Here is a 23,974-nt window from a genome sequence, read left to right as displayed (position 1 = left end):
ACACACCCCGATCATCTGTCGCACAGAGTCGGTATTTCCGACCGCATCTCTCCCATGTACCTCCGGATGCCCAACGTCCGCTTCGCCTCACCCTGGCAATTACCAGTCCTGACGGCCGTTCACGGTCCAAATCTGAGGGCGCATGACGGAACCAGAATATGCCGTCCCGGCCTGGAGTTGACAGAACTTCCCGACCTGAGCCATCCCGTCGTTCCCCGTGAAGACCTGGCGAAGCTACTTGAGCAGAGCCCGGACAAAGTACCCGGGCTCTTCGGCCGCAAGGATTTGATGCCGACCGCCTTTGGTCCCTGAACCAGGCCCATGACAGTGCCAACGAGGCCGGCATGCCTCTCTCGTTACCAATTCAGAGGGAGCTCATCGCGGCCGCAGGGAATGGCACCGCACTCTACAACTCGGACCTTCAACAAAGAAGAATAAGGAAAGCCCTGATGACGACTCACCAAATCACCCCCATTGATATCGAGAGGGCACCTGGTCATGTATCCGACTCGGAAGCACCAAGGGAAAGGGCTGCGGAATCATTCCTCTACGAGTTCGCATGGCTGGGAAGGGTAAGGACGCAAGGAGAAAGGGAATCCAGAATCGGGAATCCGGACATATTTGACCTTCTCGTAGAAGTCGCTTCCCCTGAGCCCTGGTGGGACACCTACTCCAAGCATCCCGAGAACATCGGCGTTCTCCAGTACTACATCAATAATACTTTCGCTCGGGCGATTGATGACGGGGCGGTGCTCCTGGACCACGAGAGTCGGGCGGCTGTCTTCAACACGGGCCTCTCGACGGAGAACCAGGAAGGCATCTACGGAGTCTTTGTCGCCAACTCTCGTGAGGACCTCAAGCCATGGTTCTTGAAAAACTGGCACGTTTCTGGCAGCAGCCACCTGGAACGGTTCCCCGAGCTTCCCGGTCCGGCGGTCTATTCCAAAGAGCCGAGTGATTACTACCTCGACTGGAACCTCCCGCTGGAGTCCAGGATATCCAGCATCACGCACTTGGTTTCGGTGAACTTTTCGCGCGCCGCCGAAGAGATTCCCTACGGGCTCGGGCTCGCGATGAGGGCCGCGGTGGAGCATGCCCGCGACCTGGCCGCGCGAATGCCGGGCACAGCTGTGCCGTCATAGAATACCAAGAAATCAGCGGTGCAGATACTTCTCCCGCTTTTCCTCTCCACCCCTGCCCGCCCTGACGCGGCCCTCGCTTTGACGCGAATTCGCGACAGCTATGTGGCGGAAGAAGTGATCTCGCTGGATTCGGCCTACAGGAGAGCCCGTCTCGTGACTCGGCCGCACGCCCCCTGGCTGACCTTCTAAAGCTCCGGCTCAACAACTCCGCTCCACGCAAGAACAAGGCAAAGCGAAGAAGAGGATCCATGCTGGAAGAGAGTTCATCAGGTAATAACGAGTGCCTGGATTCAGTTGGGCTGCCAGCCGGTTCAGGGAGCTCCGCCCCCGGAGCGTGTCCGTCCGACACTCCGGACGAGGAACGAGTCCATCACACTGTTCGACCCTCTGCATCTGGCCGCGGGGCAGCCGCCCCATCACAACGGACGTCCGTCGCCCTCTTCTCGAAAGATCCGCTTTCCCTTTCAGGAATTCAGGCACTGCTGCGCCCGAGGCCGGAGATCAATCTGCTCCACAAGAAAGAACTGCAGCAGGCTCAAGTCGCCGTAGTAGTGGCACACACCATCGACGACGATGTGCTGGTGACACTGCGCCGAATCCAGCGGTCAAGCCGCTCCTGCATTGTCCTCGTGGCCGAGAACGTCAACAGGATGCAGCTGGCGAAAGTCACGGAATGTGGAGTCACTGGCCTGGTGATGCGTTCCGAGGTGACCCCAGAGCATGTGGTGAACATTATCGAAACTGTCGCGCACGGTGGCGGCCATCTGCCGTCCGACCTGCTCGGTGATCTTCTCGGCGAGATTGGCCGCCTCCAACTCCAAGGGCTCCGGCCAAACGGAATCCCTTCCAACAGTCTCACCGACCGGGAAATACGAGTGCTCCGTATGTGCGCCGAGGGGCACAGCACCGCAGAAATAGTTGACAAGCTCAATTACTCCGAACGTACAGTCAAGTACATATTGCACGCCCTGATGGAACGGCTGCAGTTGCGCAATCGATCCCACGCTGTCGCATACGCAATACGAATGGGTTTCTTCTGATATCCCGGAACCCTTCATCGGGCAGCCGGTCAAACACTCGGAAAGGTTAACCAAATGCTCCTCACGGACTTCCTGATCAAGCCGAAGGGAAATCTCCGGTTCTGCACGTACAACATGCTCGACGGTGGACTCGACGGATGGAAAGGAAACCGCACCAGCACCCGCGGTCTCTCGGCTGGCCGTTGGGGGCGGCAGATGGAGCTTTTGAATCTGTTGGACCTTGACATGCTCCTCCTGCAGGAGGCCAAATTCTTCGACTCCGATGAAATGGCCATGGCCCGGGCCACGGGTGAGGCCCTGGGAATGGACTGGCGGTTAGCCCCGTCCGGCAGCCACGGCTGCCATCTCATGACGCTCGTACGGCACGGGCGGGCCGCATTCCGTGATTTCGTGCCTGACGCGGCGGAGGGAAAATTCCATCACACATTGTCGCGTGCCGACATCGTCACGGAATCCGGATGGGGCGTCCGCGTCTTCAATGCTCACCTCGCGCCGTTCTCACCGGAGGCTCGCAGTATCGAGGCCGGCTGGATCACCGAGTTCGGATGTGCCGACGACGTCATTCTGGCCGGTGACCTCAACGGCATGTGGCCCGGCGACCCCGAACCGGCTTCATGGGACTGGCTCCCACCGCATCTGCACTCCCGTCACCGCCGCCTCGACCCCGGCGGCGCCTACGGGCCATCGAACCGTGACGCCCAGGCGAAACTACAGCTCGCTGGATTCCGTGACCCCGTGAGCAGCCTCGGATACCCGTGGGCCGCGACCGTCGGGCACTGGTCGGAGACCGAGCGGTATCCGATGCGGTCCGACTACATCCTGCCCGCCGCCGGGACAGCCGCCCTGCTGACGGGCTGGGCCGTCATCCGCACACCGGTCTCCTGCGAGCTGTCCGATCACCTGCCTGTGGTCGCGGACTTCTGCCCCTCCGCCCACCGGCGCGCAGCCGAGATCTCCGTCCCCGACGGCCCGGTTGACCGCATAGCCGCCCGTCTCCGTCCCATCCAGCGCACCTCTAGGGAGTGCTCATGCTTGCCCCCGCCGGCGCAGACGGCTTGAGCCGGGAGACGGACCGCGCTGCGGGCCACCTCCTGACGGGTGCCGCCTTGGCTGCACTTCAGGACCACCAGGGCCTGTCATTACAGGAGTTGGCCCAAGTCGTGTTCCAGACCTTTCTCGCCTACACCTGGTTTCGAGAACGTCTTGCCGGGTTGGGCCAGCAGGCGGAACCCGTGAAGAGCGAGCCGGACCGGGCCGGACGGGCGGGCCGCGGCGCCTGGTCGCTGATCGGCAGGTCCGCGCTGGCCGGACGTCATCGCGGCACAGACGGAGCCCAGCGGATCGCTTCCCGGATTCTGGCCGTCAGCCAGGCGACGCAGGTGTCAGGGACGGTTGGAGCATCTGTTTTCGGGATGCTCCTGGCTCCATCGCGAGGGGTGGCGTGGCGATGAGCCCGGGATCAGCGAAAGCGGAGCGCAACGAGGAATTACTCAGGCACCTGGAGACTCTGGGCTGGTCGATCAGCGGCTTCGCCCGCCGGGTCGCCGCACGCTGCGAGGCAGTACGTCTGCCCTACAGCGTGGTCACGAGCACCGTCTCACGGTGGTGTAAGGGTGCGACTCCCGGCGACGACCTCGCAGCCGCCGCGTGCCACGTACTGTCGGCGGCCCTGCACCGGGCCGTGACACCGGAGAGTCTGGGCTGGCCGTCCGACACCGGTCTGGTCGCGGCGCAGTCGCTGGAGTACCTGGGCGTCTCCCACTCCGTACGCATGCTCTCAAGGTTGTGGGCGCTCGACGCCATGCGCCGGCGCAGCGTCGTCAAGAGCGCGTTCTCTCCAAGTGTGTTCGGTCCCGCCTCGCGGGAGGCGCTCGTGATGCCGGCGGACGCCGACATCAGTGGCCACGGGCAGCGCAAGGTGACGGCAGTGGACATCGACCTGCTCGACGAGCAGACGCGGCTGTACGGAAAGCTCGACTCCCAGCACGGCGGGGGCAAGTTCCGCGGTGTATTCGCGTCGTTGATGGACATTCATGCCACGCCGATGTTGAACGGGGCTTTTTCCGCGCGGACCGGGCGCAGGCTGTACGGAAGCGTGGTGGATGCCTCTCTCGCGATGGCTTCGATGGCCTACGACGACCAGCTTCCTGGTCTGGCCCAGCGCTACGACCTTCAGGCGATGCGGCTGGCCCAGGCGATCGGTGACCGTGCCCGCATCACCCGGGTCCACATTCACCAGGCCCGGCTGGCGGCGGCCCAGAAAGGGCAGGATGATGTGCTCGCGCACGCGCGCAGTGCTGTGCTGGCGGCGGAGGGAGCTCCTCTTCTCGTCAGGGCGTACGCATGTGTGACCGAGGCCCGGGCGTGGGCGCTGAACGGGCAGCCGGACCAGGTCGTGGCGGCAGTGAAGCGGGCCCGTGAGCTCTTTGCGCGCGCTCAGAGCGGCCCCAGCCCGGCCTGGCTGGAGTGGTTCGACCTGCGCGAGCTGGAGGGACAGGCGGCATGGGCGTTCGCCGTCGCCGGGCTGGCCGAGCAGGGTGTCCAGGCCCTGAAGAAGGCGTCGGCCTTTTCGTCGGACCGGACGCGCGACACGGTGGATCTCATGATCACTGAGGCCGAACTGGCGCGGCTGCGCGGTGACTCGGCCGCGCACGCGGCGGTGGCGAAGCGAGCCTCCCAGGCGGCGCAGCACCTGATGAGCAGGCGGCTTTCCGAACGGCTCGACCACCTGAACGCGGGCAAGCCGCTGCACGGTTTCTGACGTCCTCGGCTCCTGCCGGGGCACGTCTGCCCGCCGGGGTTGAGCTGCCGTGCGCCGTGGTCGACGCGGCTGGGAAATGGCTCGGCCAGGCGGGGGTGAGGAGGGCATCCAGGACTGGGGCGGGGAATCGGGTCATCCGGTCATCTCCCGGACCGGGTCACGCTCGGAGGCCTCGTGTGGTGCCGGCGGGGTCATTCTCGGGTCGTCGCCAGCCACGCGCCGGAGGATCGGGGCGGTGGCCGCGGTGGTGATGACGGTCATGATCACCAGGAGGGTGAACAGGGGCTCGGTGATGACGCCGGTCTTGAGGCCGATGCCCAGGACGATGAGTTCGGTCAGGCCGCGGCAGTTCATGAGTGTGCCGACGGCGGCCGACCAGCGCCAGTCGGAGCCGGTGAGCCGGGCGGCTCCGGCCGCTCCGCCCCACTTGCCGATGACGGCGACGGCCAGGATCGCTGCTCCCCAGCTCCACTGTCCGGCGGGCAGGGTGGAGAAGTCGGTGTGCAGGCCGGTGTCGGCGAAGAACAGCGGCAGCAAAAGCGGCAGGACGACGGCGCGGATGCGCGTGGCGCTGCGTTCGATGGCCGGGAGGCCGCGGGGGGCTGCGGCGCCGAACAGGAAGGCGCCGAAGGCGGGGTGCACGCCGATCTGGTCGGTGGTGTAGGCGCTGAGGCACAGCCCGGCGAACAGGAGGGCCAGGACGAGTTCGTCGCCGGTGCGGGCGGCGCGCTCGGCCAGGGTGCGCAGCAGGGGGCGTATGAGGGTGAGGCCGGTGGCGAAGGCGGCGGTCAGGGCGAGGGTGGTCAGGGCTGACAGGGTGGTGCCGGTGGTGGTCAGGGTGATGGCGGCGGTGAGCAGGCACCAGGCGAGGGCGTCGTCGGTGGCGGCGCAGGCCAGGGCGAAGGTGCCCAGGGGGGTGGTCTGCAGGCCGTGGTCGGCGAGGATCCGGGCGAGGACCGGGAAGGCGGTGATGCTCAGGGCGACGGCGACGAACAGGGTGAACGGCAGGTGTCGGGTCCCGTCGGGGGCGAAGTGCGGGTAGAGGGCGGCGGCCAGTGCGGTGCCGAGGGCCAGTGGGAGCAGGAGTCCGGTGAGGCTGACGGCGGCGACCGCGCCGTGGGTGGTGCCCAGGCTGCGGAGGTCGAGTTCGAGTCCGGTCAGGAAGAGGAACGCGAGGAGGCCGAGGTTGCCCAGGGCGGAGACGGTGGGCAGGGCCGGGGGCGGCAGGAGGTGGTGCTGGACACTGGGGGCGAGCCAGCCGAGCAGCGAGGGGCCGAGGAGGATCCCGGCCAGGATTTCGCCGATGACCGGTGGCTGGCCGAGGACCCGTACGGCCCGCCCGCCGGCCTGGCAGGCGAGGATCACGACCGGGACGGCGAGGAGCACGGGCAGCAGCGGGTCGGGCACGGCAGCTCCAGGAGTCGGGCAAGTGACCGCACGGCGGCCGGGCGGGGAGGAGGTGGGTCAGGCGCGGGTCAGCGGCAGGGTGGTGCAGCGCAGTGAGCCGGGGATCCGGGTGACCTCGGAGTAGTCGACGGTGAGGACCTCGAGTCCGCGCGCGGTGAGCTGCGCGGCGATGCGGTCGCTGCCTGCGGCGACGATCACGGTTCCCGGGGAGAGCGCCAGGACGTTGATCTGGACGGCGTGTGCTTCGTGGTCGGTGACGTCGATGAGGTCGAAGTGCTGCTCGAACCAGCGCAGTTCGGGGGGTGGGAAGACGGCGCGGTGGATGAGCGCGGTGCCGGGAGCGACGATGGTGAAGTGGTCGTCCAGGTGGACGATGCCGTCGACGGCGAAGTGGATGGGGTGGACCTCGCGGTCGACGCCGTGGTGGTCCAGTGCCCGCTGCAGCGCCCTCACGCCTGTGGGGGACGTCTCCTCGCCGAGGCCGACCAGGACGGTGCCGGTGTGGAGGCTGACGTCACCGCCTTCGATGGTGCCCTTGTCCAGGTGGGCGACGTGCGGGGCGCCGGTCAGGAGCGGGGCGAGCGCGTCGGCCTCGGGGAGGCGGTGCGTGGAGTTCAAGCGCGCCGTGACGAGGACGTGGTCGACGACGAAGGCGATGTCGCGGGGGTAGTGCTGGACCGGACAGCCCGGCGCGGCGTCCAGGAGCGTCACCGTGGTGCCGCGGCTGCGCAGCAGGTCGATCAGGGTGTCCTGCTGGGTTCGGACGGTGGCCGGGTCGTACGGTTTCCAGGAGCTGGTGGTCTTCTGGCGGGTCAGGACGGGGTGGACACGGGGGCCGTCGATGTCGGGGATGGTGTTGCCGGCGTAGCGCATGGCGACGTGGTGCAGGGTGCCGTACTCGCTGGTGGCGTGCGGGGTGAGCACGATGAGTTCTCCTGGGTGTGGTGCGGGACGGGTCGGACTGCGAGCCGGCCACGGGGCGGAAGGTCCCAGGAGGGGCGGGGTCCGGGGGCCGGCAGGTCAGGCTGCCGGCCCCCGGGGGTTTCGCGGGTGTCAGCCGACGGGGCTGTGCTGGGTGTCGGGGACCTGGGGCAGCCAGTTCACGGCGTTGTCGCGGAAGGACTGGTTGACGGGGACGAGGTCGGCTCCGCTGGTGTCGTCCAGGGCGGTGACGACGATGCCGAGCTCGGGGACGTCCTTGTCGATCGCCGCGAGGGTGCTGTGGCAGTTCGGGCAGGAGCCGCGCTGGGCCTCGTCCTTGAAGGTGTCGTACCAGGCGGGCTCGGTCCCGCTTTCCCAGGTGACGTCCTCCGGGGCGAACCCGGCCCACCAGATCATGGGGCCGCCGCCGAGCTTCTGGCAGTGCGGGCAGCTGCAGGTGTGCGGGTAGACGGCCTTGCCCCTGACGGTGAAGCGGATCTGTCCGCACAGGCATCCGCCGGAGCGTTCCTGGGATGCTGCGGCGGTGTCGGGGGTGGCGTTCATCAGTTCATCTCCGAGGCACGGTGGGTGAGTTGAGCCCACCAGTGTGTCATCCCTTCGGCGATCACCAGGAAGCCGTCGAGGGCCTGGGGCAGGTCGAGGTGGAAGAGTTCACTCTCCTTGATGAACCGGGCGAGCCCCTCGATGTGGGCGGCCTCCACACTGAGTCCGTCGACCTGCGCGGCCTCGTGCCCGTCGTCGAGGTGGAGCTCGTAGTAGTGGTGCAGGTTCTTCAGCTCGCTGCCGCTGCGCTGGATGGTCAGCTCGCCGTAGCGGTTGGTGATGTCGCGCAGGATCTCGGTCTCGGCGATCGCCACGGCCTCGGTCGCGTAGTAGGCGCCGGCGATGAAGCTGGGCATGTGCGAGCCGACCATCCACTGGTGGAGGTTGACCAGCGTCTGGGTCTCGGGGGCGGGCACGTGGCCGTTGACGAGCAGGCCGAGGTCGGACAGGAGCGCGTTGGTGTAGAGGACGTAGTGCGCGGGCACCTTGCCGCGTTCGCCGCCCTCCTCCAGATGGTTGCGGCGCAGCTCGTGCGCGAGCTCGGGGCAATAGCCCTCCACGGCGGTGGCGGCTGCCTTGAGGTACTGGGCGTTGTAGCGGGCGAACACCGAGAGTTCCTCGATGTACATCCGGGCCTGGTGCTCGTTGAGGTTGGCGGCGTCGACCTTCTCGGCGATCCTGGCGTACGTCCAGCCGACCATCGGGGCCAGGTGCTTGGTGACCAGGGCGTTGCCGGAGGCGAACTTGCCCAGCAGGGTGCCGTTGACGGCGCTGCGTGTCTCGGGGTGGGCCTTCAGGTATGCCTGGACGAGGCTGTTGTCGGGGGTCATGCGTCGGCGTCCTTGGTGTCAGCGGGGCGGGGGGTCAGGTGCAGGCCGCCGGTGGTTCCCAGGGCGCGGACGGCCTCGAGGTGTTCGGCGTTGTCGGGCAGGACGAGGGTGTCGCCGTGGTTGAGGGCCGAGACCGTGTCCTGGTCCAGCCCCGCGCCGCCGAGAGCGACGCCCACCTGGTGGCCGCGCAGCAGAACCCGGGAGGATTCTTTGTCGTCGTCGGGCACGGTGGTCACCTGGTAGGGGGCGATCAGGCGGATCGCGGCGCCCGGGGTGACCTTCTCGGGGTCGAAGGCGTCCGCGGCCTCCTTGCGGGCGAGGTCGTCCTCGACGAGTTCCCAGCCGCCGTTGCTCAGCAGTGTGGCCCACCGCTGCTCGGCGTGCTGTCGGGCCGCTTCGCGGACGCGGTCGGCGGCGACGGTCAGCAGTTTGCTGCCGACATTGGCCAGCCGGTCGGCGACGGCGCCGGGCCCGGCCGTGGTGTCCGCCATCGCGGAGGGCTCGTTGAGCGGGTCGTCGGGTCCGTTGCCGGCCAGGCCGGCGAGGAGATCCGGGATGATGCGGCTCTGCAGGAGCTGCGCGTACGGGTAGGTGTACAGCGGCATGGCCACTGAGACGGAGAAGGTGTCCTGGGTGCCGACGTGGAAGACGCGGCGGGGCAGGAACAGGGCGTCGCCCGGCTCCAGCAGGAAGTGCTCGGCCTCTTCCAGCAGCGCGTGGTAGTCGCCGTAGGTGGGCTGTTTGCCTCCGGTGAGCTTCTCGTACTGCTCGGCGGGCCAGCAGTAGAAGTTCTTGGCGTTGGGGCCGAGGTGGATGAGGAAGGCGTCCTCGTAGCCCTCGTGGATACCGAACGCGGTCCCGGCGTAGTTGCCGGCGAAGGCGACCTGTTCGGCGCCGCCCAGCGGCAGACCCCACCCGTCGATGAGGGACTTGAGGAAGGTGCCGAGGCCGGCGGCGAGGGCGGGGCTGACGGTCTCCAGGTTGTTGATGACCAGGGAGAACCGCTCGGCGCCGGCGAGGTCTTGCATCCACGGCACGAAGCCGTCCACGCCCCCGTTCCAGGACGGGGCGGTCAGTGCCTGGGGCAGGAGGTCATCGCGGCGGTCCTCGCCGACGTAGACGCGGGCGTGCGCCTTGACGCGCGTGCCCGCTGTGCGCGCCCGGCGGATGGACTCGAACCCGGTCAGGACATCGTCCGGGCCGGCCGCGGTGGCGGGGATGATGCCCTTGAACAGGAAGGGCGTGGTCCGCCCGGTGGTGTGGTCGGGGAAGGTGCCGGTCCAGAAGCTCTGGTCGGGCGGCCAGGGACAGGCCGTGGTGTTCATCAAGGATCTCCTGACGTCGGGTCGGACCGTTGTGGCCGGAAGCGGGAGAGCAAAGGGCAGTGCACGGGGGTGCCGGGGTTCAGCTGAGGTAGTCCTCGGGTCCGCCGCGGCGGACGGTGTCGAGGGTGAAGCAGTGGAAACCGCCGCCGAACAGGCGCCGGTGGCGGTGGCGGACGGGGACGACGGTGAACCCTCGGCTCTCCAGCACCTCGATCAGCTCCGGGTAGAGGGAGTTGACGACGACGGTGTTCTCGTCGATGGACAAGACGTTGATGTCCATGTACCGGCTGCCGATGGGGATGACGAAGCCGAGGTCGCTGTAGTCCGGGAAGTTGCTGTCGTCGGTCTCGGGGGCGTAGATCACGTCCCAGGACTGCATGTCCGTGGGCAGGTACTTCAGGTAGGCCGGGGAGCGCAGCAGCATCAGGCCGGGGCGCAACGGGACCAGGACGCTGTCGATGTGGTTGTCGGCCATGGCGTCCAGGCGGTGGAACCGAAGGCCGGAGATGTTGTCCCTCAGCCAGCGCAGGGCGAGTTCGTGGTTGTGGTTGGCGACGTTGACCAACACGTCGCGGCCCAGGCGCATGCACTGCGCGCCGTCGAAGACCATCTCCAGGCCCAGGCCCTCGATCGCGCCGGCGCTCTCGCCGTCGGTGGCGCGGTGGATGTCCAGGTTCTGGCGGGTGAAGTAGGCGGTGTCCAGGGAGTCGCGGGCCAGGGCCGGTCGCGGCATGCTCAACCAGTTCGCCCCGTCCCTGTAGTAGCGGTAGAAGGCGGGCTTGAGCAGGTCGTTCTCGAAGATGCGGGCGCGGACGTGGGGTGCGGTCTCCACGATGGTGTTGCCGAGGATGATGGTCTGGTCGCGGACGTTGAGCGGCGGGGTGGCCCTGGCGTCCCAGTGCGGGGAACGGATGTCGACGTCCTTGCCGGGTGCCGCGGGCCGCAGAACCTTCACCCCGCATCCGGTCAGGGCGTCGGCCAGGCCGGCGATGTCCTCGTTGAGCTCGTCGACCAGCTGCGCGGGGATCGGCAGGAGCTCCTGGCCCGACGGGCCGGTGTGCCGGCCGAGGACGGGGGCGACGTTGTCGTAGAAGAACAGCCGCCACGAGGTGTCGGTGTGGTGGGCGTCGTAGTGATCGGCACGGCCGAGGACGACCTCGTCGAGTCGGGTGAACTCGTCGAAGCTGTTCAGGGCCGGCGGCGAGGCGGGCGCGGACTGGGGCATGATGGGCCGCCTCCTCGGCGGCGGGCGACGGCGCTCCCGTGTCTCCGGTGCGCGGGTACGCGCCGGGGCGGGGTGGCGCCGTACGGGATGCGGAGGTCGGGTTCAGGGGCGGGGCCGGGCTGCCGGGGCGTGGCGGGGCGGGGAGCAGCTGGCGCCGGGGGCGGCGAGCCGGGTGACGATGTCCTCGATCACGCACGGCTGGCCGGGGGTGGAGCGCCGCCGGAAGAAGTAGCCGGAGCACCACGGCACTTCGGCAAAGCGCGGCAGGTGCTCGGCGGTAAGGGCGTGGGCCTCGGGCAGGCGCTGCCAGGGAATCTGCGGGCACCAGTGGTGGATGGGGTGGAACATGTCGTCGAGGTGGCCGCCGAGCAGGTGCCGGGTGAGCCAGTGGGAGGTCCAGCCCCGGGTCTGCAGGAGCACGTCGTCGTTCTCGATCAGCCCGGCATGGTTGCCGAGATCGGTGATCCAGGTGACGACGGGCCGCACCAGGACGAGGGGGAGCAGCCAGTAGAGCAGGAGATACGGCACGCCGCCCACGGGCCACAGCGCGGCAACGACGCCCGCCCACAGCACGGCCCGGGTGGCAAGGGCCCGCCAGGTCTCCCCCGGCGCGCGGGTGACCAGGGTCAGTACCGCGGTCTTCGGCAGCCGCCACAGGGCGTTGCGCACGATGACCCGCAGGACGAAGGCGCGGCGGCTGGGCATCCGGCCCGCGGCGCGGATGTTGCCGGCCCGGTAGGACTGGAACATCGGGTCATCGTCGCAGCCGAGCTTGGCGTGGTGGACGTAGTGGCTGCTGCGGTAGGGCTCGAAGCCCTCGCCGAGCAGACCGGTCAGGAGGTAGCCGATGATCCGGTTGGCACGGCGGGTGGCCATGAGCTTGGAGTGCACGCACTCGTGCCCGAGGTTGGACAGGTGGCGCTGGCGCACCCCGATGTAGCAGACGGCGAGCAAGGGGCCGACGACGTGACCGATGAGGTGGCCGGCGGTCGCTGCGGCAGCGATCGCCATGAGGTCCCAGGCGACGTCCCACAGGCCGATGGCCGGGCGTCCGCAGAGCTTCTCCAGGTCGGCGATGAGCTGCTGCCCGAGGGCCTTGCGCACCGGGCCGGAGGCTCCGGTGCCGTTGCGATTCCTTCCGGCGGCGGGCCTGCCCATCAGGTTCTCCAGTCGATACGGTGCGGATGGAAGTGGGACGTGTCCCGGCGCGCCCCTCGGGCAACCTGCCGTTGGGGCACGCCGGAGCACGACGCAGGGCGGTTCAGCCGCGGGTCAGGCCGCGGCGAAGGCGCTGTCCGGCCGCATCCCGGCCCTCAGCTCGACGGCGTCGGGGCGCATCCCGAGCTTCAAGTCGGCGGCGTCCGGCCGCATGCCGGCCTTCAGCGCGGCGGCGTCGGGGCGCATCCCGGCCTTCAGCGCGGGGACGTCGGGGCGCATCCCGAGCTTCAAGTCGGCGGCGTCCGGGCGCATGCCGGCCTTCAGGCCGGTGTCCGGGGTCATTACGGCGGTAGCGGTCATCGAGTTCTCCCTGTTCGGTCGCGGATGGTCCGCAAGTCCGGGTGATCGGGCGGTGGAACTGCCGGGCCGCGGGTCCGGTGAGGTGCTGAACCATCGGCTCGGCACGCCATGGCGCGGGCGCACGCCGGTGGAGAAGGCCGAGCCGGAGCACGTCCTGTCCACCTTCGAAGGAGCGTGACTGGCCACGCCGGGCGCTTGGCCAGTCACGCTAGAACCCGGCCGAAGAGGGCCGCAACGGCTCGGGCCGTTGCGCCGGTTGCACAGGACCGTTGCGTCCCCGTTGCGTCCCCACCCTGGTTGAGCTGCGAGAACGTCAAAGTTTGTTCCTGAACGGCCGCTGTATCGGGCCCGTTGGCCGTGGCAGGGCCGGTCGGAGGGCTTCTACTGCTCGTGCGGGCGCGGCTACGTTGTGGTCCCGCCGAGGCCCCCCGCACCAGAGATCACCGCGGGGCCCGGCTCCCCTTCGCCTCCGCCCGGACACAACGGCCTTGAGGAGCATCCATGCTCAACCCCGTCGTCATGAAATCCGACCTGCTGTTCAGCCTGCGGGACATGCTCCGCGCGGAGACCTTCGTCGAGGTGACCACCCCGACGATGCGCAGAGCCGACCTCGGCCCGGGACGCCGTCTGTTGGTGGACCATGACGGCGGGCGGTTCCTGCGGGCGATGATCGGCCCGGCCCTGCGCGTGAACCTGGAACACCACCCGCGGGTCTTCGAGATCGGCGCGTGCTTCCGGCCCGAGAAGCCGGACGAACTGCACGCCCCCGAGTTCCAGATGCTCGACCTCTATGCCGCCGACGAGGACTTCAACTTCCTCATCGCGCTCGCCGAGAGGCTGATCGGCCCGCACATCCCGTTCACCCCGCAGCGGGTCTCCGTGGCCGGCCATGTCCGTGACCAGTTCGGCATCGACCTGCACCGCGAACCTCTCGGGGACCTGCCCGCGCGGATGGCCGCCCACCTTGGCATGAGCACCGGCATGCCGTTCAAAACGGTGCTCGGGCAGTACGTGGAGCGCGAGCTGGAGGCGCAGAGCACCGGCTCCGCGCTGTTCCTGACGGAGTACCCGGTCGGCGGGGACGAGCCGTGCGCCCGCCTCATGCCCAACACCGTTGCCGTCCTCAACCGCTTCGAGGTCCTGGTCGACGGTATCGAGGTCGTCCACGGCTACGAGGACGAGCCCGACCAGGCCGCGTTCGCCCAACGGGCCCGCGCCGTGAACCTGTACGACGACGAGCAGGCCCTGGCCTGGGAGGCGATCGGCACGGGACGTGTGCCGGCCGGCAGCGTCGGACTCGGCATCGGCATCGAGCGGCTGTGCATGGCCGCCTCCGGGATCAAGGACATCACCGTCTTCCAGCCCTCGCACCGGTTCTGACCGGCCAGATCACCGTCCGGAAGGAGTGACGATGGACCTGTCGCTGCGCCCGCTCGACGAGAGCGGCTTCGGCGCCGTCGTCGACTGCAACCTCGCGACCGACGCCGAGCACCTCGCGCCCCGGCTGACGGCGGCCCTGCATCGGCACCGGCTGCTGATCGTGCCCCGCCAGCACCTGAACCACGCCGATCTCCTGGCCGCCGCCGCCTGCTTCGGGACGGTGGACACCAGAGTCGACCGGCGGTACGCCGTCGGCGGCTTCCCGGGCCTGACCGTCATCAGCAACATCGTCGAGGACGGCGAGCACGTCGGCGTCTACGACGGGGACAACGAGGAGGAGTGGCACGCCGACAACAGCTTCAAGCCCGGCCTCACCGCGGCGACGATGCTCTACTCGGTCATCACTCCCGCCCAGGGCGGCGAGACCCGCTTCGCCGACGCGACCCGCGCCTACGCCGACCTCCCCCCGACGATGCGGCAGCGGATCGAGGGGATGCGCGCGGTGCACTCCATCGAGCAACTCGGTGCCCTGCAGAGCCAGGCCAGCGGCGGCCAGTCGTCGGCCGCCGTCGGGAGCCTGGCCGACCACCCGGAGGTCGAGCACCCGCTCGTCCTGACCCACCCGGCCACCGGCGCCCGATCCTTGCTGCTCGGCTCCATGGTGATCAGCGGCATCACCACGCTCGCCGAGACGGAGAGCCGCGCCCTGCTCGACGAGCTGCTGGAGCACACGACCAGCGCACCATACGTACACAGCCACCGCTGGGAGCAGGGCGACCTGGTCGTGTGGGACAACCTCGCCACCCTCCACACCGCGTCCCCCTGCGACAGCTCCCTCCACCGCCGGCTGCTGTACCGCGTCGCCGTCCGATAGCCACGAACCTCGTGTTCACACCGTCGGATGACCCGCGGCGTGAACACGAGGGCAGCCCCCGCCGCCGACCCTAGGGTTTGCCCATGACCGCCAAGGTTCCCCTGAAAGAGACCGCCCTCAACGCCGAGCGCATCGCCCGCATCGGCCGCGAAGTCCACGCCGTGTGCCCCGAGTTCGATGCCCACAGCTTCGTGGCGTCGGTGATGGCGGACCTCCCCCGGCTGGAGCTGGGAGCCCGGATCGCCCGGACCAGCCAGGGCCTGCACGACCACCTCCCGGTCACCGGCCCCGACGCGCTCGACATCCTGCTGCGCTCGCTGCCGCCGACGCCCGCAGCCGCCGGCGTGACCAACGACTTCGGCCTGCACCTCTACTCACCCCACTCCGACTACGTCTCCCGCTACCTGCGCACCGCCGAGCACCTGGACCGGTCGCTCGCCGCGCTGGCCCGCATGACCGGATACTTCTCCTCAGAGCTCCCGGTACGGCACTTTCTCGCCGACTTCCCCGAAGAGACAATGCAAGCCGTCAACACGTGGACCCGCCACGAGGACTTCCGGGTACGCCGACTGGCGAGCGAGGCCACCCGGCCCCTGCTGCCCTGTGCCCCACGGATCCAGCTGCCCGCCAACGCCGGCCTTCCCATCCTCGAGACCCTCTACGACGACCCGCACCCCTACGTCCGCACCTCCGTGGCCAACCACCTGTCCGACACCGCCTCCACCGATCCCGACCTCGTGCTGACCACCCTCCAGCGATGGAAAACCTCGGGCCGGGTCACCGGCAAGCAGTTCGCCTTCCTCGCCCGCAACGCCCTGCGCAACCGGCTGAAGGCCGGCTGGCCGCCCGCCTACGCCCTCCTCGACTACTCCCACGACGCACCCATCACCCTCACCCCGCTCGACCTGGAGCGCACCGAACTCCGCGACGGCGATGCCCTGGCCTTCTCCGCCGCTCTCACCGCCACCGAGCCCGCCCCGGTCCACGTGATGCTCGTGATCTCCACTACGGGGCCGGGCGGCCGGCCACGGGAGAAGGTGGCCTTCGTACGCCGTGCCACCGCCGAGCCGGGCCGGGAACTGCGGCTCGCCAAGGCGTACCCGCTGCGCTCGACCGCACGGTGGCAGGTCTCCCCCGGCTCCTACTCCCTCGCCCTCCAGGTCAACGGCCGCCGCTTCCCCGCGGTCACCTTCACCATCCTCGGCGCCTGACCCCGCACCTGCCCTTCCAGCCTCGATCGCCCGTCCCAGGCCGCCGTCGGCGTGTGCCGCGGCCTGGTCCGTTGTGCCGGAGCACGGCACTTGTCGTACGCCGGCCCTCCGGCCTGCGGCTGGGCACCGAAGTGGCACGACAGCTGTCGGGAGATTCGCACCGTACTTGTCGTCAACCCCTTCCAGGAGGAGGCGCACGATGCCTCAGCCAGGCGTTTACCCAGATCAAGGCGCCGTACGACAGATTCCGGGCACCGACGACAACCACCGTGCCCAGGCTCACCTGGTCATCACGTCGGTCAGAACCTCGTTCCGGGAGAGAACGGACCGCAAGCCATCGAGTTGCTCAACGAGCGGGAGTCGACCAAACATCCGTACTCCCTATCACGATCAGCCGCTGTCCCAAGGTGGTTGGCCGCAGGCAGGAAGATCGGAATCGCCACGCGCGAGCACGAAGAAAGGGGAGTTGCGTGATGTTCTCCGCCGAAGAGCGGGACAGCATCCGAGACCGGCTACTCGCGAACGCCGAAGCCGACGAGACCATCGTCGGTGCCGCGCTCACCGGGTCGCATGCCATCGGAGTCGGCGACCGCTGGTCGGACACCGATATCGTCCTCGCCGTCCGCGGTGATCTCACCGCAGCGCTCAACCGATGGACGAGTTGGCTATACGACGAACTCGACGCGCAACACCACTGGGACCTGCAAGTCGGCACAAGCACCATCCGCGTCTTCCTCCTGCCCGGGTGGCTTGAGATCGACATGACCTTCGCGCCGGAGACCGAGTTCGGCCCTCGGGGCCCGCAATGGCGGACGATCTTCGGTCAGCCGCAACCGCTCGAACCCTTTACCGGCCCTGACTGCAACACCCTGGTCGGACTCGTCTGGCACCACGCCCTCCACGCCGGAATCTGCATCCGACGCAGGCGCTGGTGGCAAGCCGAGCACTGGATCAGCGCCATCCGTGACCACGCGATCACACTGGCCTGCCTGCGGCTGGGGCGCCCCACCGCCTACGCCAAGGGCGCCCACCTGCTGCCCGATGAGCTGACAGCACCGCTGGAGACGACCCTCGTCCGCTCACTCGCCGAACCGGAACTCCACCGCGCGCTGAGCGCAACCATCACCGTGGTGACGGCCGAACTGGAACGAACCGATCCCGCGCTCGCCGCTCGTCTCCGACCCATGCTCGCAGAACTCCTAGCTGAGGTGGGCGAGCGGCTGAGTCCAGAGAAGGGGATCAGAGAGGGATGACGACAGTTGTCGTGCAAATACGACACCTATCGTGCTCAGGCTCATCCGTGCTGTCCGCAACCCCCCGAAGGAGTGACCCGACCTGATCGAACGAGTTTGAGCGGCGACACCCCAGAGCCCGCACGACCCGACCCGGCATTAGAACTCGCATTCACCAAATGCCCTCCGATCGGCCGTGACGGGGATCAGATCCACCGCGTTTTTAGAGCATCAGTGCCACACCGACGCCCAGACGGAGGACTCCATGCACCCCGCCCCTGCCCCCTTGCAGCAGCCTCCCGGAATCGAACAGCGACGGCCCGGCGTGATCACACGCAGCGTTGGCGGCACGTGCCCCTCAGGACATCCGGATGCGGGGTGGGCGGCATGAGTGAGCCCACCGATGCATCAGCCGACAGCATTCCGGGACCGCGCACCGCCACCTCGCCGCCCGCCACCTCGCCGCCCGCCACCTCGCCGTCCGCCACCTCCGCGACCGCCCCGTCGGCGGCGGCTTCCGCGCCCGAGGCGCAGATGCGGTACGTCGACCTGACCGGAAGCCGCGAAGCGGCCGGCCGCTCGATCCGGATGCGCGACATGGCCCGCCGCCTGCCGCAGCTGGTGCGCCGTTCGCTGGCCCTGGCCTGGCGCGTCGACCGGCGGGCGACCGTCGGCCTCCTGCTGTGCCAGACCGTCGCCGGTGTGATGCAGGCATTGGGCCTCGTCGCCATCGCCGGCACCCTGACCGCTCTGCTGCGCGACGGCGACGTCTACCAGAGGCTCCTTCAGGCATGGCCATCCGTCGCCCTGCTCGCCGGGGCCGCCGGCGTGCGCGCGCTCCTCGGCATCACCGTCAGCTGGCTCTCCTCCCGGCTGGGCCCGCTGATGTCCCGCGAGGCCGAGCAGATGCTGCTGACCGGCTGCGCCGAGGTCGAGCTGTGCGCCTACGACGACCCCGGCTTCAACCGCGACCGTGAGGCCGCTGACCGCGGCGCCCAGGTCACCGGCGACCTGATCAACGAGGGCCAGGACCTGATCGCTTCGGCCGCCGCCTTCCTCGCCGGAGCCATCGTCCTGGCCGGCGTGCACTGGGTCCTCCTCCCCCTCCTCGTCGCCGCCAGCCTCCCGCAGGCACTCGCCCAGGTCAGCGCCGCGCGCGTCCGCTACCTGGCCAACCTCCGCAGCAACGGCGACAACCGGATGCTGTCCGTGCTGCGCTGGCACATCTACACCAAGGACGCCGCCGACCAGATCCGTGCCGGCACCATGGCCGATTTCCTCTCCGGCCGTTACCAACACACCGTCGCCCGGATCAACCGCGAGGACCGGGCCGCGGCCGACCAAGGGGCCCGGATGTCCCTGGCCGGCGCGATGTGCGGAGGTCTGGGTTCGGCCGTGGTGTGGGCGGCGGTCGTGTGGCTGCTCGCGACCGGCCGGATCACCGTCGGTCATGCCGGCACGGCCGTCTTCGCCCTGCAGACCGTCGGCACGTCGGTCCGCGGCCTGGTGTCCGTCGGCGCCCGCGCGGTGCGGACCGGACTGTACATGGACGACTGGACCGGGTTCCTCGACAAGGCCGGCGGCTACCGCATGCGCCGCGGCCCGCACCACCCCACGGCACCGGAGACGATTGAGGTCAAGTCGGTCACCCACCGCTACGCCGGCAAGGACCGCGATGCCCTGTCCGGCGTCTCCCTCGCCCTGCGCCGCGGTGAGGTCACCGCGCTCGTGGGCTTCAACGGCTCGGGCAAGTCGACGCTGTCGAAGCTGGTCAGCGGCCTCTACCTGCCCACCGACGGGCAGGTGCTGTGGGACGGCGTCCCCACCGGCGACTGCGACCCGCAGGCCCTGTGGCGGCAGGTCGCCCTCGTGCCGCAGGACTACGCGCACTGGCCGCTGACCGTGCGCGAGAACGTGACCCAGGGCCAGCCCACCGCGCGCGGCGACGCGGCGGTCCGCGAGGCGTGCGAAGCGGCCGACGCCGACGAGGTCGTCGGCAAACTCGGCGCCGGCCTGGACACCCTCCTGGCCCGCGAGTGGCTCAACGGGGAGGAACTCAGCGGCGGCCAGTGGCAGCGCATCGCCCTGGCCAGGGCGTTCTTCCGCCCGGCGGGTCTGCTGGTCCTCGACGAGCCGACGGCCAACCTCGACCCCCGCGCCGAGTTCCGCATCTTCCAGCGACTGCGGACCCTCGCCCGGGACCGGGCGGTGCTGCTGGTGACCCACCGCATCACCAACGTGGCCATCGCCGACCGCATCGTGGTCCTCGACGAAGGCAGAATCGTCCAGGAGGGCACCTACGCGCAGCTCTCCCAACAGCCCGGACTCTTTCAGCAGCTGCTGTCCTACCAGATCACGTCCGAGTCGGACGGTGACAAGCACGAAGCCCCCGCGTGAGCCGCCCGGCACCGCCGCCGCGCCCCCACCCCTCTTCCGCCGTCCCGAGGTGATGACATGCCGCTCTCCCGCTCCCGCATCCGCACAGTCGCCGAGGCGTACCTGGCCCGGCATCCGCACGAGCGGGACTCCCTCGCCGGGCTCATGTCCCTCCTGGACGGCGCCGACGACCCGGCCGACCGTGCGACGCTCCCCGGCCACATCACGTGCAGCGCGGCCGTCATCGACCGTGAACAGCGCGTGCTGCACATCGCTCACCGGGGCACAGGACTGCTCCTCACCCCAGGAGGACACATCGAGGGGGACCGGACTCTGCTGGCCGCTGCGCTGCGGGAAGTGTGTGAGGAGACCGGCCTGCGGCCGGGCGACCTGTGCCTCACCCCGCAGGTCCTCGGCGCCCCGATCGACATCGACGTCCACGACATCGACGCCAACCCGGCCAAAGGCGAAGGTGCCCACCAGCATTTCGATTTCCGCTTCGTCTTCTACCTCGTGCCCGAGCAGCACCCCCGGCTCGCCTTGCAGGACCAGGAGGTCACCGGCGCCCAGTGGCTCGAGTTTACCGACGTCCGCTCCCCGACCTTGCGCAGCAAGCTCCTGGACGCCCGAGCCCGGGGACTCGACGGGCAGCCGGAGCCTGTCAACGCCAGTGTCCTGATCCACGACGTGCATGGCCGGTACCTGCTTCATCTTCGGGATGACCGGGAGGGCATCTGGGAGCCCTGGGTGTTCGCCCTTCTCGGTGGCGGCCGCACGGTGGATGATCCCTGCCTTGAGGCGACGCTGCGGCGCGAGCTCGCTGAAGAGGTACCGGGGCTGGAACCCTCCGAGCCGGCGCCGTATGCCGTGGAGGAAGCAACGAGCGTCGACGGCCTCGCGGTGCCCATCCAGGTCTATGCCGGCCGCTGGAGTGGTGACCCCGAGGCGGTGGAACTCCGTGAAGGTGTCCTGCTGAAGTGGTGCACCGTGGACATGCTCGACCGGCTGCGTCTGAGTCCCGGGCTCGGGGAGCTGATCCGGCGTCATGCAGCTGAGCACCCTGTGGCGGAGGGACTGCCGGACGATGCCCGTCCGCTGCCTGGCGAAGCTCCGGCTGGAACCGAGCTGCACATCGTCGGTGTCCACCTCTACCTGGAGGACACTCACGGCCGGATCCTTCTCGGCCTGCGGCACCCCGACTCGGCGTACGCGGGCAACACGTGGCACTTCCTGGCCGGGCACTGCGAACGTGAGGAGGCGGTCAGCGCCCTGGTCAGGGAAGCCCAGGAGGAGGCCGGGCTGGTCATCGAGCCGGACGGCGTCGAGCTCGTGCACCTCGTCCACCACGTGGACTCGCCGTCCGCCCGCCCCCGGATCGGCCTGATCCTCCGGGCCCGCACCTGGTCCGGTACCCCGACCGTCCGGGAACCCGACCGGTGCGTCGAGTGGCGGTTCTGGAACCCGAAAGACCTCCCGGACGCCGTCGTGCCCTACACCCGCCAGGCGATCGAGGGCGTGCTCGCCGGGCGCCTGTACTCGCACATGGGGTGGGACCGGCGATGACGACCCCGGACACGAGCCCGGCAACCCCCGGCCGGACACCCCGGCCGGCAGCACGGTCGGCCGGTACCCACCCGCTCTCGGTCGCGGTGGACCCGGCTGCCGCGCGAACGGCGTTGGTCGCCGAGCTGGAGGCGAGGCACGGGCTGCGGCCCGGACGGCCCGGACCGGTGCGCGACGCGCTGCTGGCGCTGCCGCGCGAGGTGCTGATGCCGCAGGCGTACGTACGGCGCAGCGCGCCGGGCGAGGAGCCGCCGCGGTGGGATCTGCTGGACTGGTCGGCGCCTCAGGACCGCCCCGAGCTGCTCGGGCTGCTCCATGACGGGGGCAGTGTGCTCGTCCAGCACGACGGGGAGCCGTTGGTGGGCCGGGCGGGCGGGACGCGCTCGGGAGCGTCGATCACGTCGATGTCGACGGTGATGGGCCTGACCACCTCCCTGCTGGAGGAGCTTGAACTGCGCCCCGGTCAGCGGGCTCTGGACGTCGGCACCGGCGCGGGGGTGACCGTCGCGGTCGCGTGCGAGATCTGCGGTGACCGGGGAGTGGTCACCCTTGACCGGGACCGGCATCTCACCGACGAGCCCGATACTGATCTGCGGCGCCTGCTCGAGTCCGCCCTCGCCGCCATGGTCCACGACCACGGCCTCGTCCCGGGAGCCTCACCAGCCGCGACCGTCTCCATCGTCCGCCACCGCGATGACCACATCGACACCCTTGTGCCGGCCGACAGCCCCGTCGTGGCCCTCACGACCAGCGGGCAGGTCCACCAGGTCCGCGACGACTGGCTCGCCCGGCTGGTCGCCGACCGCCCGGAGCGCGCCGCGTACCGCGCGGCGTTACGCTCCGGCCAGGGGTTCCAGAACCCGGAACACCGCACCCTGCTCCAGCAGTTGCGTGCCCACCAACTGCTCCACGTCAACCGGGACGTCCCCGGCGGGTACTGGGTCGCCGAAGCCGTCCCCGAAGCCGCCCGGCATGCCGTCGTACGCTCCTGGCCCGCCGCGGACATCGCCGACAAGGCCCTCGCTCACCTGCGCCCCATCCTGACAGCCGAGCCGGCCTCGTGAACCGGCCACCCGCCGTACGCCGCGTAGCGGGCTGTCTGCTCCCGCCCCCGGTTCGAACAACTCAGCACCCATGCGGTCAGCGGCCGGTGAGGCTCCTCGCCCACAACCGGGCTTGCCGGACGCCGTCCCTACCTCAGGGCGGGGGCCCGCCGTGGCCGGTGGCCTTTGACGAGAAGCTGCGGGCGGCGGCCGCTGTCCTCTCCCGCGGGCCGGAGCGCGATCTCTTCCGCCGGGTCGGCGTACCGGGCCGCCGTAGCGAGCGCCGACCCTGCAACTCGCCGACTGGAAAGAGCCCATGCGGATGACAGACACCACCGGGCGAACCCGTCCGAGCATGCGGCCGGCCGATACGGCTGCCGGGTTCTCGACGACGCTGGAGCAGTACGCCGAAACCGTCCCCAAGGCAACTCTGTGGGCGTGCCTGTACTTCACGGACGAGAGCGACCGGCCGCTCCAGGTCCGTTCCGTCTACTCTCCCGGGTACCCGTGGCAGCTGGTGGGAGGTACGACGGACGCCGGCGAGGACCTCTGGCGGACGGCTGTGCGGGAGTGTGAGGAGGAAACCGGGATCACGCCGTTTGGGCCGCCCCGGCTCCTGGCCACGGTGTTCAGCCCGCCCGGCGGGGGATGGCCCTGCAGCACGCTGGGCACGATGTTCGACGGCGGCCGGCTCACTGCCGCGCAGATCCGCGGCATCACACTCGATCCGGAGGAGCACGACGAGGTCCGTGTCCTGCCGCTGGCCGGGTGGAAAGAGCTGATGCCGCCCGGCGACTTCGCCCGCCTTGCCACCGTGGAGAAGGCGCGCCGGACCGGCGTGGCCGCGTATATCGATTCCTGGGAATGGGGGAACAGTTGAGCATCATTCTGATGGCCGACCCGCAGGTGGCCGCGGTTGCGGTCGCGGACTGCGGCGAGCCGCTCGTCGATGTCCGCTCGGGCTCGACGGCCCTGCTGGTCGACGGGCGCAGGAGCGATCCCGACGGGGCCTTCGCGCACCTGCGTCAACGCGTCCGCGACCAGTTGGTGGAGGCTGAGCGTCATCTGCCCGAGGGGCTTCGTCTGCTGGTCGTCGAGGGCTACCGGCCCCTGGACCTGCAGCGGAAGTACTTCGAGCGGTACGCCCGGAATCTTCGTGCACTGCATCCCGGCTGGACGCCGCAGGAGGTACGGACAGCGGCCAGCCGCTACGTGTCGCCCCCGGAGATCGCCCCGCACAGCGCCGGCGCCGCTGTGGATCTGACCCTCGTCGACGCCTCGGGCCGGGAGCTGGACATGGGGACGGCGATGAACGCCAATCCCGAGGACAGTCAGGGCGCCTGCTACACAAACGCCCCGAACATCTCCGCGACGGCCAGGTCGAACAGGGCGGTGCTCACCACCGCCATGACAGCAGCCGGATTAGTGAACTACGGGACGGAATGGTGGCATTTCAGTTTCGGGGACCGGTACTGGGCCCTGCTGAAGGGACACCCGGCTGCCCTGTACGGGCCGAAGAGCTGGCCCTGATTCCTCCCGCCCCGGCACCCGCGGGCGCCGGG

22 protein-coding genes and 1 pseudogene are annotated in these 23,974 nt (G+C 69.4%); 15 read left to right on the top strand and 8 right to left on the bottom strand.

What is annotated here, in order from left to right; translation table 11 throughout:
- Positions 1-344 precede the first annotated feature (344 nt).
- The 5 genes and pseudogenes from ACFYW1_RS28130 (at position 345) to ACFYW1_RS28110 (ending at position 4,943) form a co-directional block, all read left to right on the top strand.
- Positions 345-1,331 (top strand): annotated as a pseudogene (locus ACFYW1_RS28130) (DUF3825 domain-containing protein).
- Positions 1,332-1,390: 59 nt separating this feature from the next.
- Entirely contained in the window at positions 1,391-2,182 is a 792-nt protein-coding gene (locus ACFYW1_RS28125) for a LuxR C-terminal-related transcriptional regulator (protein WP_388998980.1), read from the top strand.
- Positions 2,183-2,236: 54 nt separating this feature from the next.
- The gene (locus tag ACFYW1_RS28120; protein ID WP_388998977.1) at positions 2,237-3,241 is read left to right on the top strand and encodes an endonuclease/exonuclease/phosphatase family protein; all 1,005 of its coding nucleotides are present in this window, start codon (positions 2,237-2,239) and stop codon (positions 3,239-3,241) included.
- Positions 3,211-3,633, top strand: coding sequence for a hypothetical protein (locus tag ACFYW1_RS28115; protein ID WP_388998974.1), 423 nt, complete (start codon positions 3,211-3,213; stop codon positions 3,631-3,633). Before ACFYW1_RS28120 ends, ACFYW1_RS28115 begins: the two co-directional genes overlap by 31 nt.
- Complete coding sequence (locus ACFYW1_RS28110; RefSeq protein WP_388999166.1) at positions 3,630-4,943, top strand: transcriptional regulator; 1,314 nt, start codon at positions 3,630-3,632, stop codon at positions 4,941-4,943. The genes ACFYW1_RS28115 and ACFYW1_RS28110 overlap by 4 nt, the downstream gene beginning before the upstream one ends.
- A gap of 132 nt (positions 4,944-5,075) precedes the next feature.
- Here ACFYW1_RS28110 and ACFYW1_RS28105 read toward each other — a convergent pair whose 3' ends face one another.
- The 8 genes from ACFYW1_RS28105 to ACFYW1_RS28070 all read right to left on the bottom strand — a co-directional run bounded on the left by ACFYW1_RS28105 (position 5,076) and on the right by ACFYW1_RS28070 (position 12,733).
- Positions 5,076-6,350, bottom strand: coding sequence for a cation:proton antiporter (locus ACFYW1_RS28105; protein ID WP_388998970.1), 1,275 nt, complete (start codon positions 6,348-6,350; stop codon positions 5,076-5,078).
- Positions 6,351-6,407: 57 nt separating this feature from the next.
- The gene (locus ACFYW1_RS28100; protein ID WP_388998967.1) at positions 6,408-7,274 is read right to left on the bottom strand and encodes a dimethylarginine dimethylaminohydrolase family protein; all 867 of its coding nucleotides are present in this window, start codon (positions 7,272-7,274) and stop codon (positions 6,408-6,410) included.
- Positions 7,275-7,403: 129 nt separating this feature from the next.
- The gene (locus ACFYW1_RS28095; RefSeq protein WP_388998964.1) at positions 7,404-7,835 is read right to left on the bottom strand and encodes a GFA family protein; all 432 of its coding nucleotides are present in this window, start codon (positions 7,833-7,835) and stop codon (positions 7,404-7,406) included.
- The gene (locus ACFYW1_RS28090) at positions 7,835-8,665 is read right to left on the bottom strand and encodes a DUF3865 domain-containing protein (protein WP_388998961.1); all 831 of its coding nucleotides are present in this window, start codon (positions 8,663-8,665) and stop codon (positions 7,835-7,837) included. Before ACFYW1_RS28090 ends, ACFYW1_RS28095 begins: the two co-directional genes overlap by 1 nt.
- Positions 8,662-9,990, bottom strand: a complete 1,329-nt coding sequence (locus ACFYW1_RS28085) for a JmjC domain-containing protein (RefSeq protein WP_388998958.1) — start codon at positions 9,988-9,990, stop codon at positions 8,662-8,664. Before ACFYW1_RS28085 ends, ACFYW1_RS28090 begins: the two co-directional genes overlap by 4 nt.
- A gap of 79 nt (positions 9,991-10,069) precedes the next feature.
- Positions 10,070-11,215: an inosamine-phosphate amidinotransferase 1 gene (locus ACFYW1_RS28080; protein WP_388998955.1), complete on the bottom strand. Its 1,146-nt coding sequence runs from the start codon at positions 11,213-11,215 to the stop codon at positions 10,070-10,072.
- Positions 11,216-11,317: 102 nt separating this feature from the next.
- A complete protein-coding gene (locus ACFYW1_RS28075; RefSeq protein WP_388998952.1) occupies positions 11,318-12,373 on the bottom strand; it encodes a fatty acid desaturase family protein in 1,056 nt (351 codons plus the stop codon).
- Positions 12,374-12,487: 114 nt separating this feature from the next.
- Entirely contained in the window at positions 12,488-12,733 is a 246-nt protein-coding gene (locus ACFYW1_RS28070; RefSeq protein WP_388998949.1) for a hypothetical protein, read from the bottom strand.
- A gap of 52 nt (positions 12,734-12,785) precedes the next feature.
- Between ACFYW1_RS28070 and ACFYW1_RS28065 the strand changes: the two genes are divergently transcribed.
- The 10 genes from ACFYW1_RS28065 (at position 12,786) to ACFYW1_RS28020 (ending at position 23,942) form a co-directional block, all read left to right on the top strand.
- A complete protein-coding gene (locus tag ACFYW1_RS28065; protein WP_388998946.1) occupies positions 12,786-12,911 on the top strand; it encodes a hypothetical protein in 126 nt (41 codons plus the stop codon).
- Positions 12,912-13,234: 323 nt separating this feature from the next.
- Entirely contained in the window at positions 13,235-14,113 is an 879-nt protein-coding gene (locus ACFYW1_RS28060) for an amino acid--tRNA ligase-related protein (RefSeq protein ID WP_388998943.1), read from the top strand.
- Positions 14,114-14,144: 31 nt separating this feature from the next.
- On the top strand, positions 14,145-14,987 hold the full coding sequence (locus tag ACFYW1_RS28055) for a TauD/TfdA dioxygenase family protein (RefSeq protein WP_388998940.1): 843 nt from the start codon (positions 14,145-14,147) through the stop codon (positions 14,985-14,987).
- 83 nt (positions 14,988-15,070) lie between these two features.
- Positions 15,071-16,198, top strand: coding sequence for a DNA alkylation repair protein (locus ACFYW1_RS28050; RefSeq protein WP_388998937.1), 1,128 nt, complete (start codon positions 15,071-15,073; stop codon positions 16,196-16,198).
- 473 nt (positions 16,199-16,671) lie between these two features.
- The gene (locus tag ACFYW1_RS28045; protein ID WP_388999163.1) at positions 16,672-17,451 is read left to right on the top strand and encodes a hypothetical protein; all 780 of its coding nucleotides are present in this window, start codon (positions 16,672-16,674) and stop codon (positions 17,449-17,451) included.
- A gap of 513 nt (positions 17,452-17,964) precedes the next feature.
- Entirely contained in the window at positions 17,965-19,827 is a 1,863-nt protein-coding gene (locus ACFYW1_RS28040; RefSeq protein ID WP_388999160.1) for an ABC transporter ATP-binding protein, read from the top strand.
- A 57-nt stretch (positions 19,828-19,884) separates the two neighbouring features.
- Positions 19,885-21,369: an NUDIX domain-containing protein gene (locus ACFYW1_RS28035; RefSeq protein WP_388998934.1), complete on the top strand. Its 1,485-nt coding sequence runs from the start codon at positions 19,885-19,887 to the stop codon at positions 21,367-21,369.
- Positions 21,366-22,433 carry a hypothetical protein gene (locus ACFYW1_RS28030; protein ID WP_388998931.1) on the top strand — a complete coding sequence of 356 codons (1,068 nt, stop codon included), beginning with the start codon at positions 21,366-21,368 and terminating at the stop codon, positions 22,431-22,433. Before ACFYW1_RS28035 ends, ACFYW1_RS28030 begins: the two co-directional genes overlap by 4 nt.
- A 301-nt stretch (positions 22,434-22,734) precedes the next feature.
- Positions 22,735-23,292: an NUDIX domain-containing protein gene (locus ACFYW1_RS28025; RefSeq protein ID WP_388998928.1), complete on the top strand. Its 558-nt coding sequence runs from the start codon at positions 22,735-22,737 to the stop codon at positions 23,290-23,292.
- Between the two features lie 11 nt (positions 23,293-23,303).
- Positions 23,304-23,942: a M15 family metallopeptidase gene (locus tag ACFYW1_RS28020; protein WP_388999157.1), complete on the top strand. Its 639-nt coding sequence runs from the start codon at positions 23,304-23,306 to the stop codon at positions 23,940-23,942.
- The last annotated feature ends 32 nt before the right edge of the window (positions 23,943-23,974 follow it).

The sequence above is a fragment of the Streptomyces sp. NPDC002669 genome, assembly GCF_042889165.1.
GTDB lineage: Bacteria > Actinomycetota > Actinomycetes > Streptomycetales > Streptomycetaceae > Streptomyces.
Note: the sequence above shows the minus strand (reverse complement) of the source record. Positions and strands in the feature narration are given on the sequence as shown.

Coding starts and splice junctions, on each gene's coding strand:
- ACFYW1_RS28125 (WP_388998980.1), top strand. CDS start 1,391: ATGCTGGAAGAGAGTTCATCAGGTAATAACGAGTGCCTGGATTCAGTT.
- ACFYW1_RS28120 (WP_388998977.1), top strand. CDS start 2,237: ATGCTCCTCACGGACTTCCTGATCAAGCCGAAGGGAAATCTCCGGTTC.
- ACFYW1_RS28115 (WP_388998974.1), top strand. CDS start 3,211: ATGCTTGCCCCCGCCGGCGCAGACGGCTTGAGCCGGGAGACGGACCGC.
- ACFYW1_RS28110 (WP_388999166.1), top strand. CDS start 3,630: ATGAGCCCGGGATCAGCGAAAGCGGAGCGCAACGAGGAATTACTCAGG.
- ACFYW1_RS28095 (WP_388998964.1), bottom strand. CDS start 7,835: ATGAACGCCACCCCCGACACCGCCGCAGCATCCCAGGAACGCTCCGGC.
- ACFYW1_RS28090 (WP_388998961.1), bottom strand. CDS start 8,665: ATGACCCCCGACAACAGCCTCGTCCAGGCATACCTGAAGGCCCACCCC.
- ACFYW1_RS28085 (WP_388998958.1), bottom strand. CDS start 9,990: ATGAACACCACGGCCTGTCCCTGGCCGCCCGACCAGAGCTTCTGGACC.
- ACFYW1_RS28080 (WP_388998955.1), bottom strand. CDS start 11,215: ATGCCCCAGTCCGCGCCCGCCTCGCCGCCGGCCCTGAACAGCTTCGAC.
- ACFYW1_RS28075 (WP_388998952.1), bottom strand. CDS start 12,373: ATGGGCAGGCCCGCCGCCGGAAGGAATCGCAACGGCACCGGAGCCTCC.
- ACFYW1_RS28070 (WP_388998949.1), bottom strand. CDS start 12,733: ATGACCGCTACCGCCGTAATGACCCCGGACACCGGCCTGAAGGCCGGC.
- ACFYW1_RS28060 (WP_388998943.1), top strand. CDS start 13,235: ATGCTCAACCCCGTCGTCATGAAATCCGACCTGCTGTTCAGCCTGCGG.
- ACFYW1_RS28055 (WP_388998940.1), top strand. CDS start 14,145: ATGGACCTGTCGCTGCGCCCGCTCGACGAGAGCGGCTTCGGCGCCGTC.
- ACFYW1_RS28050 (WP_388998937.1), top strand. CDS start 15,071: ATGACCGCCAAGGTTCCCCTGAAAGAGACCGCCCTCAACGCCGAGCGC.
- ACFYW1_RS28045 (WP_388999163.1), top strand. CDS start 16,672: ATGTTCTCCGCCGAAGAGCGGGACAGCATCCGAGACCGGCTACTCGCG.
- ACFYW1_RS28040 (WP_388999160.1), top strand. CDS start 17,965: ATGCGGTACGTCGACCTGACCGGAAGCCGCGAAGCGGCCGGCCGCTCG.
- ACFYW1_RS28035 (WP_388998934.1), top strand. CDS start 19,885: ATGCCGCTCTCCCGCTCCCGCATCCGCACAGTCGCCGAGGCGTACCTG.
- ACFYW1_RS28030 (WP_388998931.1), top strand. CDS start 21,366: ATGACGACCCCGGACACGAGCCCGGCAACCCCCGGCCGGACACCCCGG.
- ACFYW1_RS28025 (WP_388998928.1), top strand. CDS start 22,735: ATGACAGACACCACCGGGCGAACCCGTCCGAGCATGCGGCCGGCCGAT.
- ACFYW1_RS28020 (WP_388999157.1), top strand. CDS start 23,304: ATGGCCGACCCGCAGGTGGCCGCGGTTGCGGTCGCGGACTGCGGCGAG.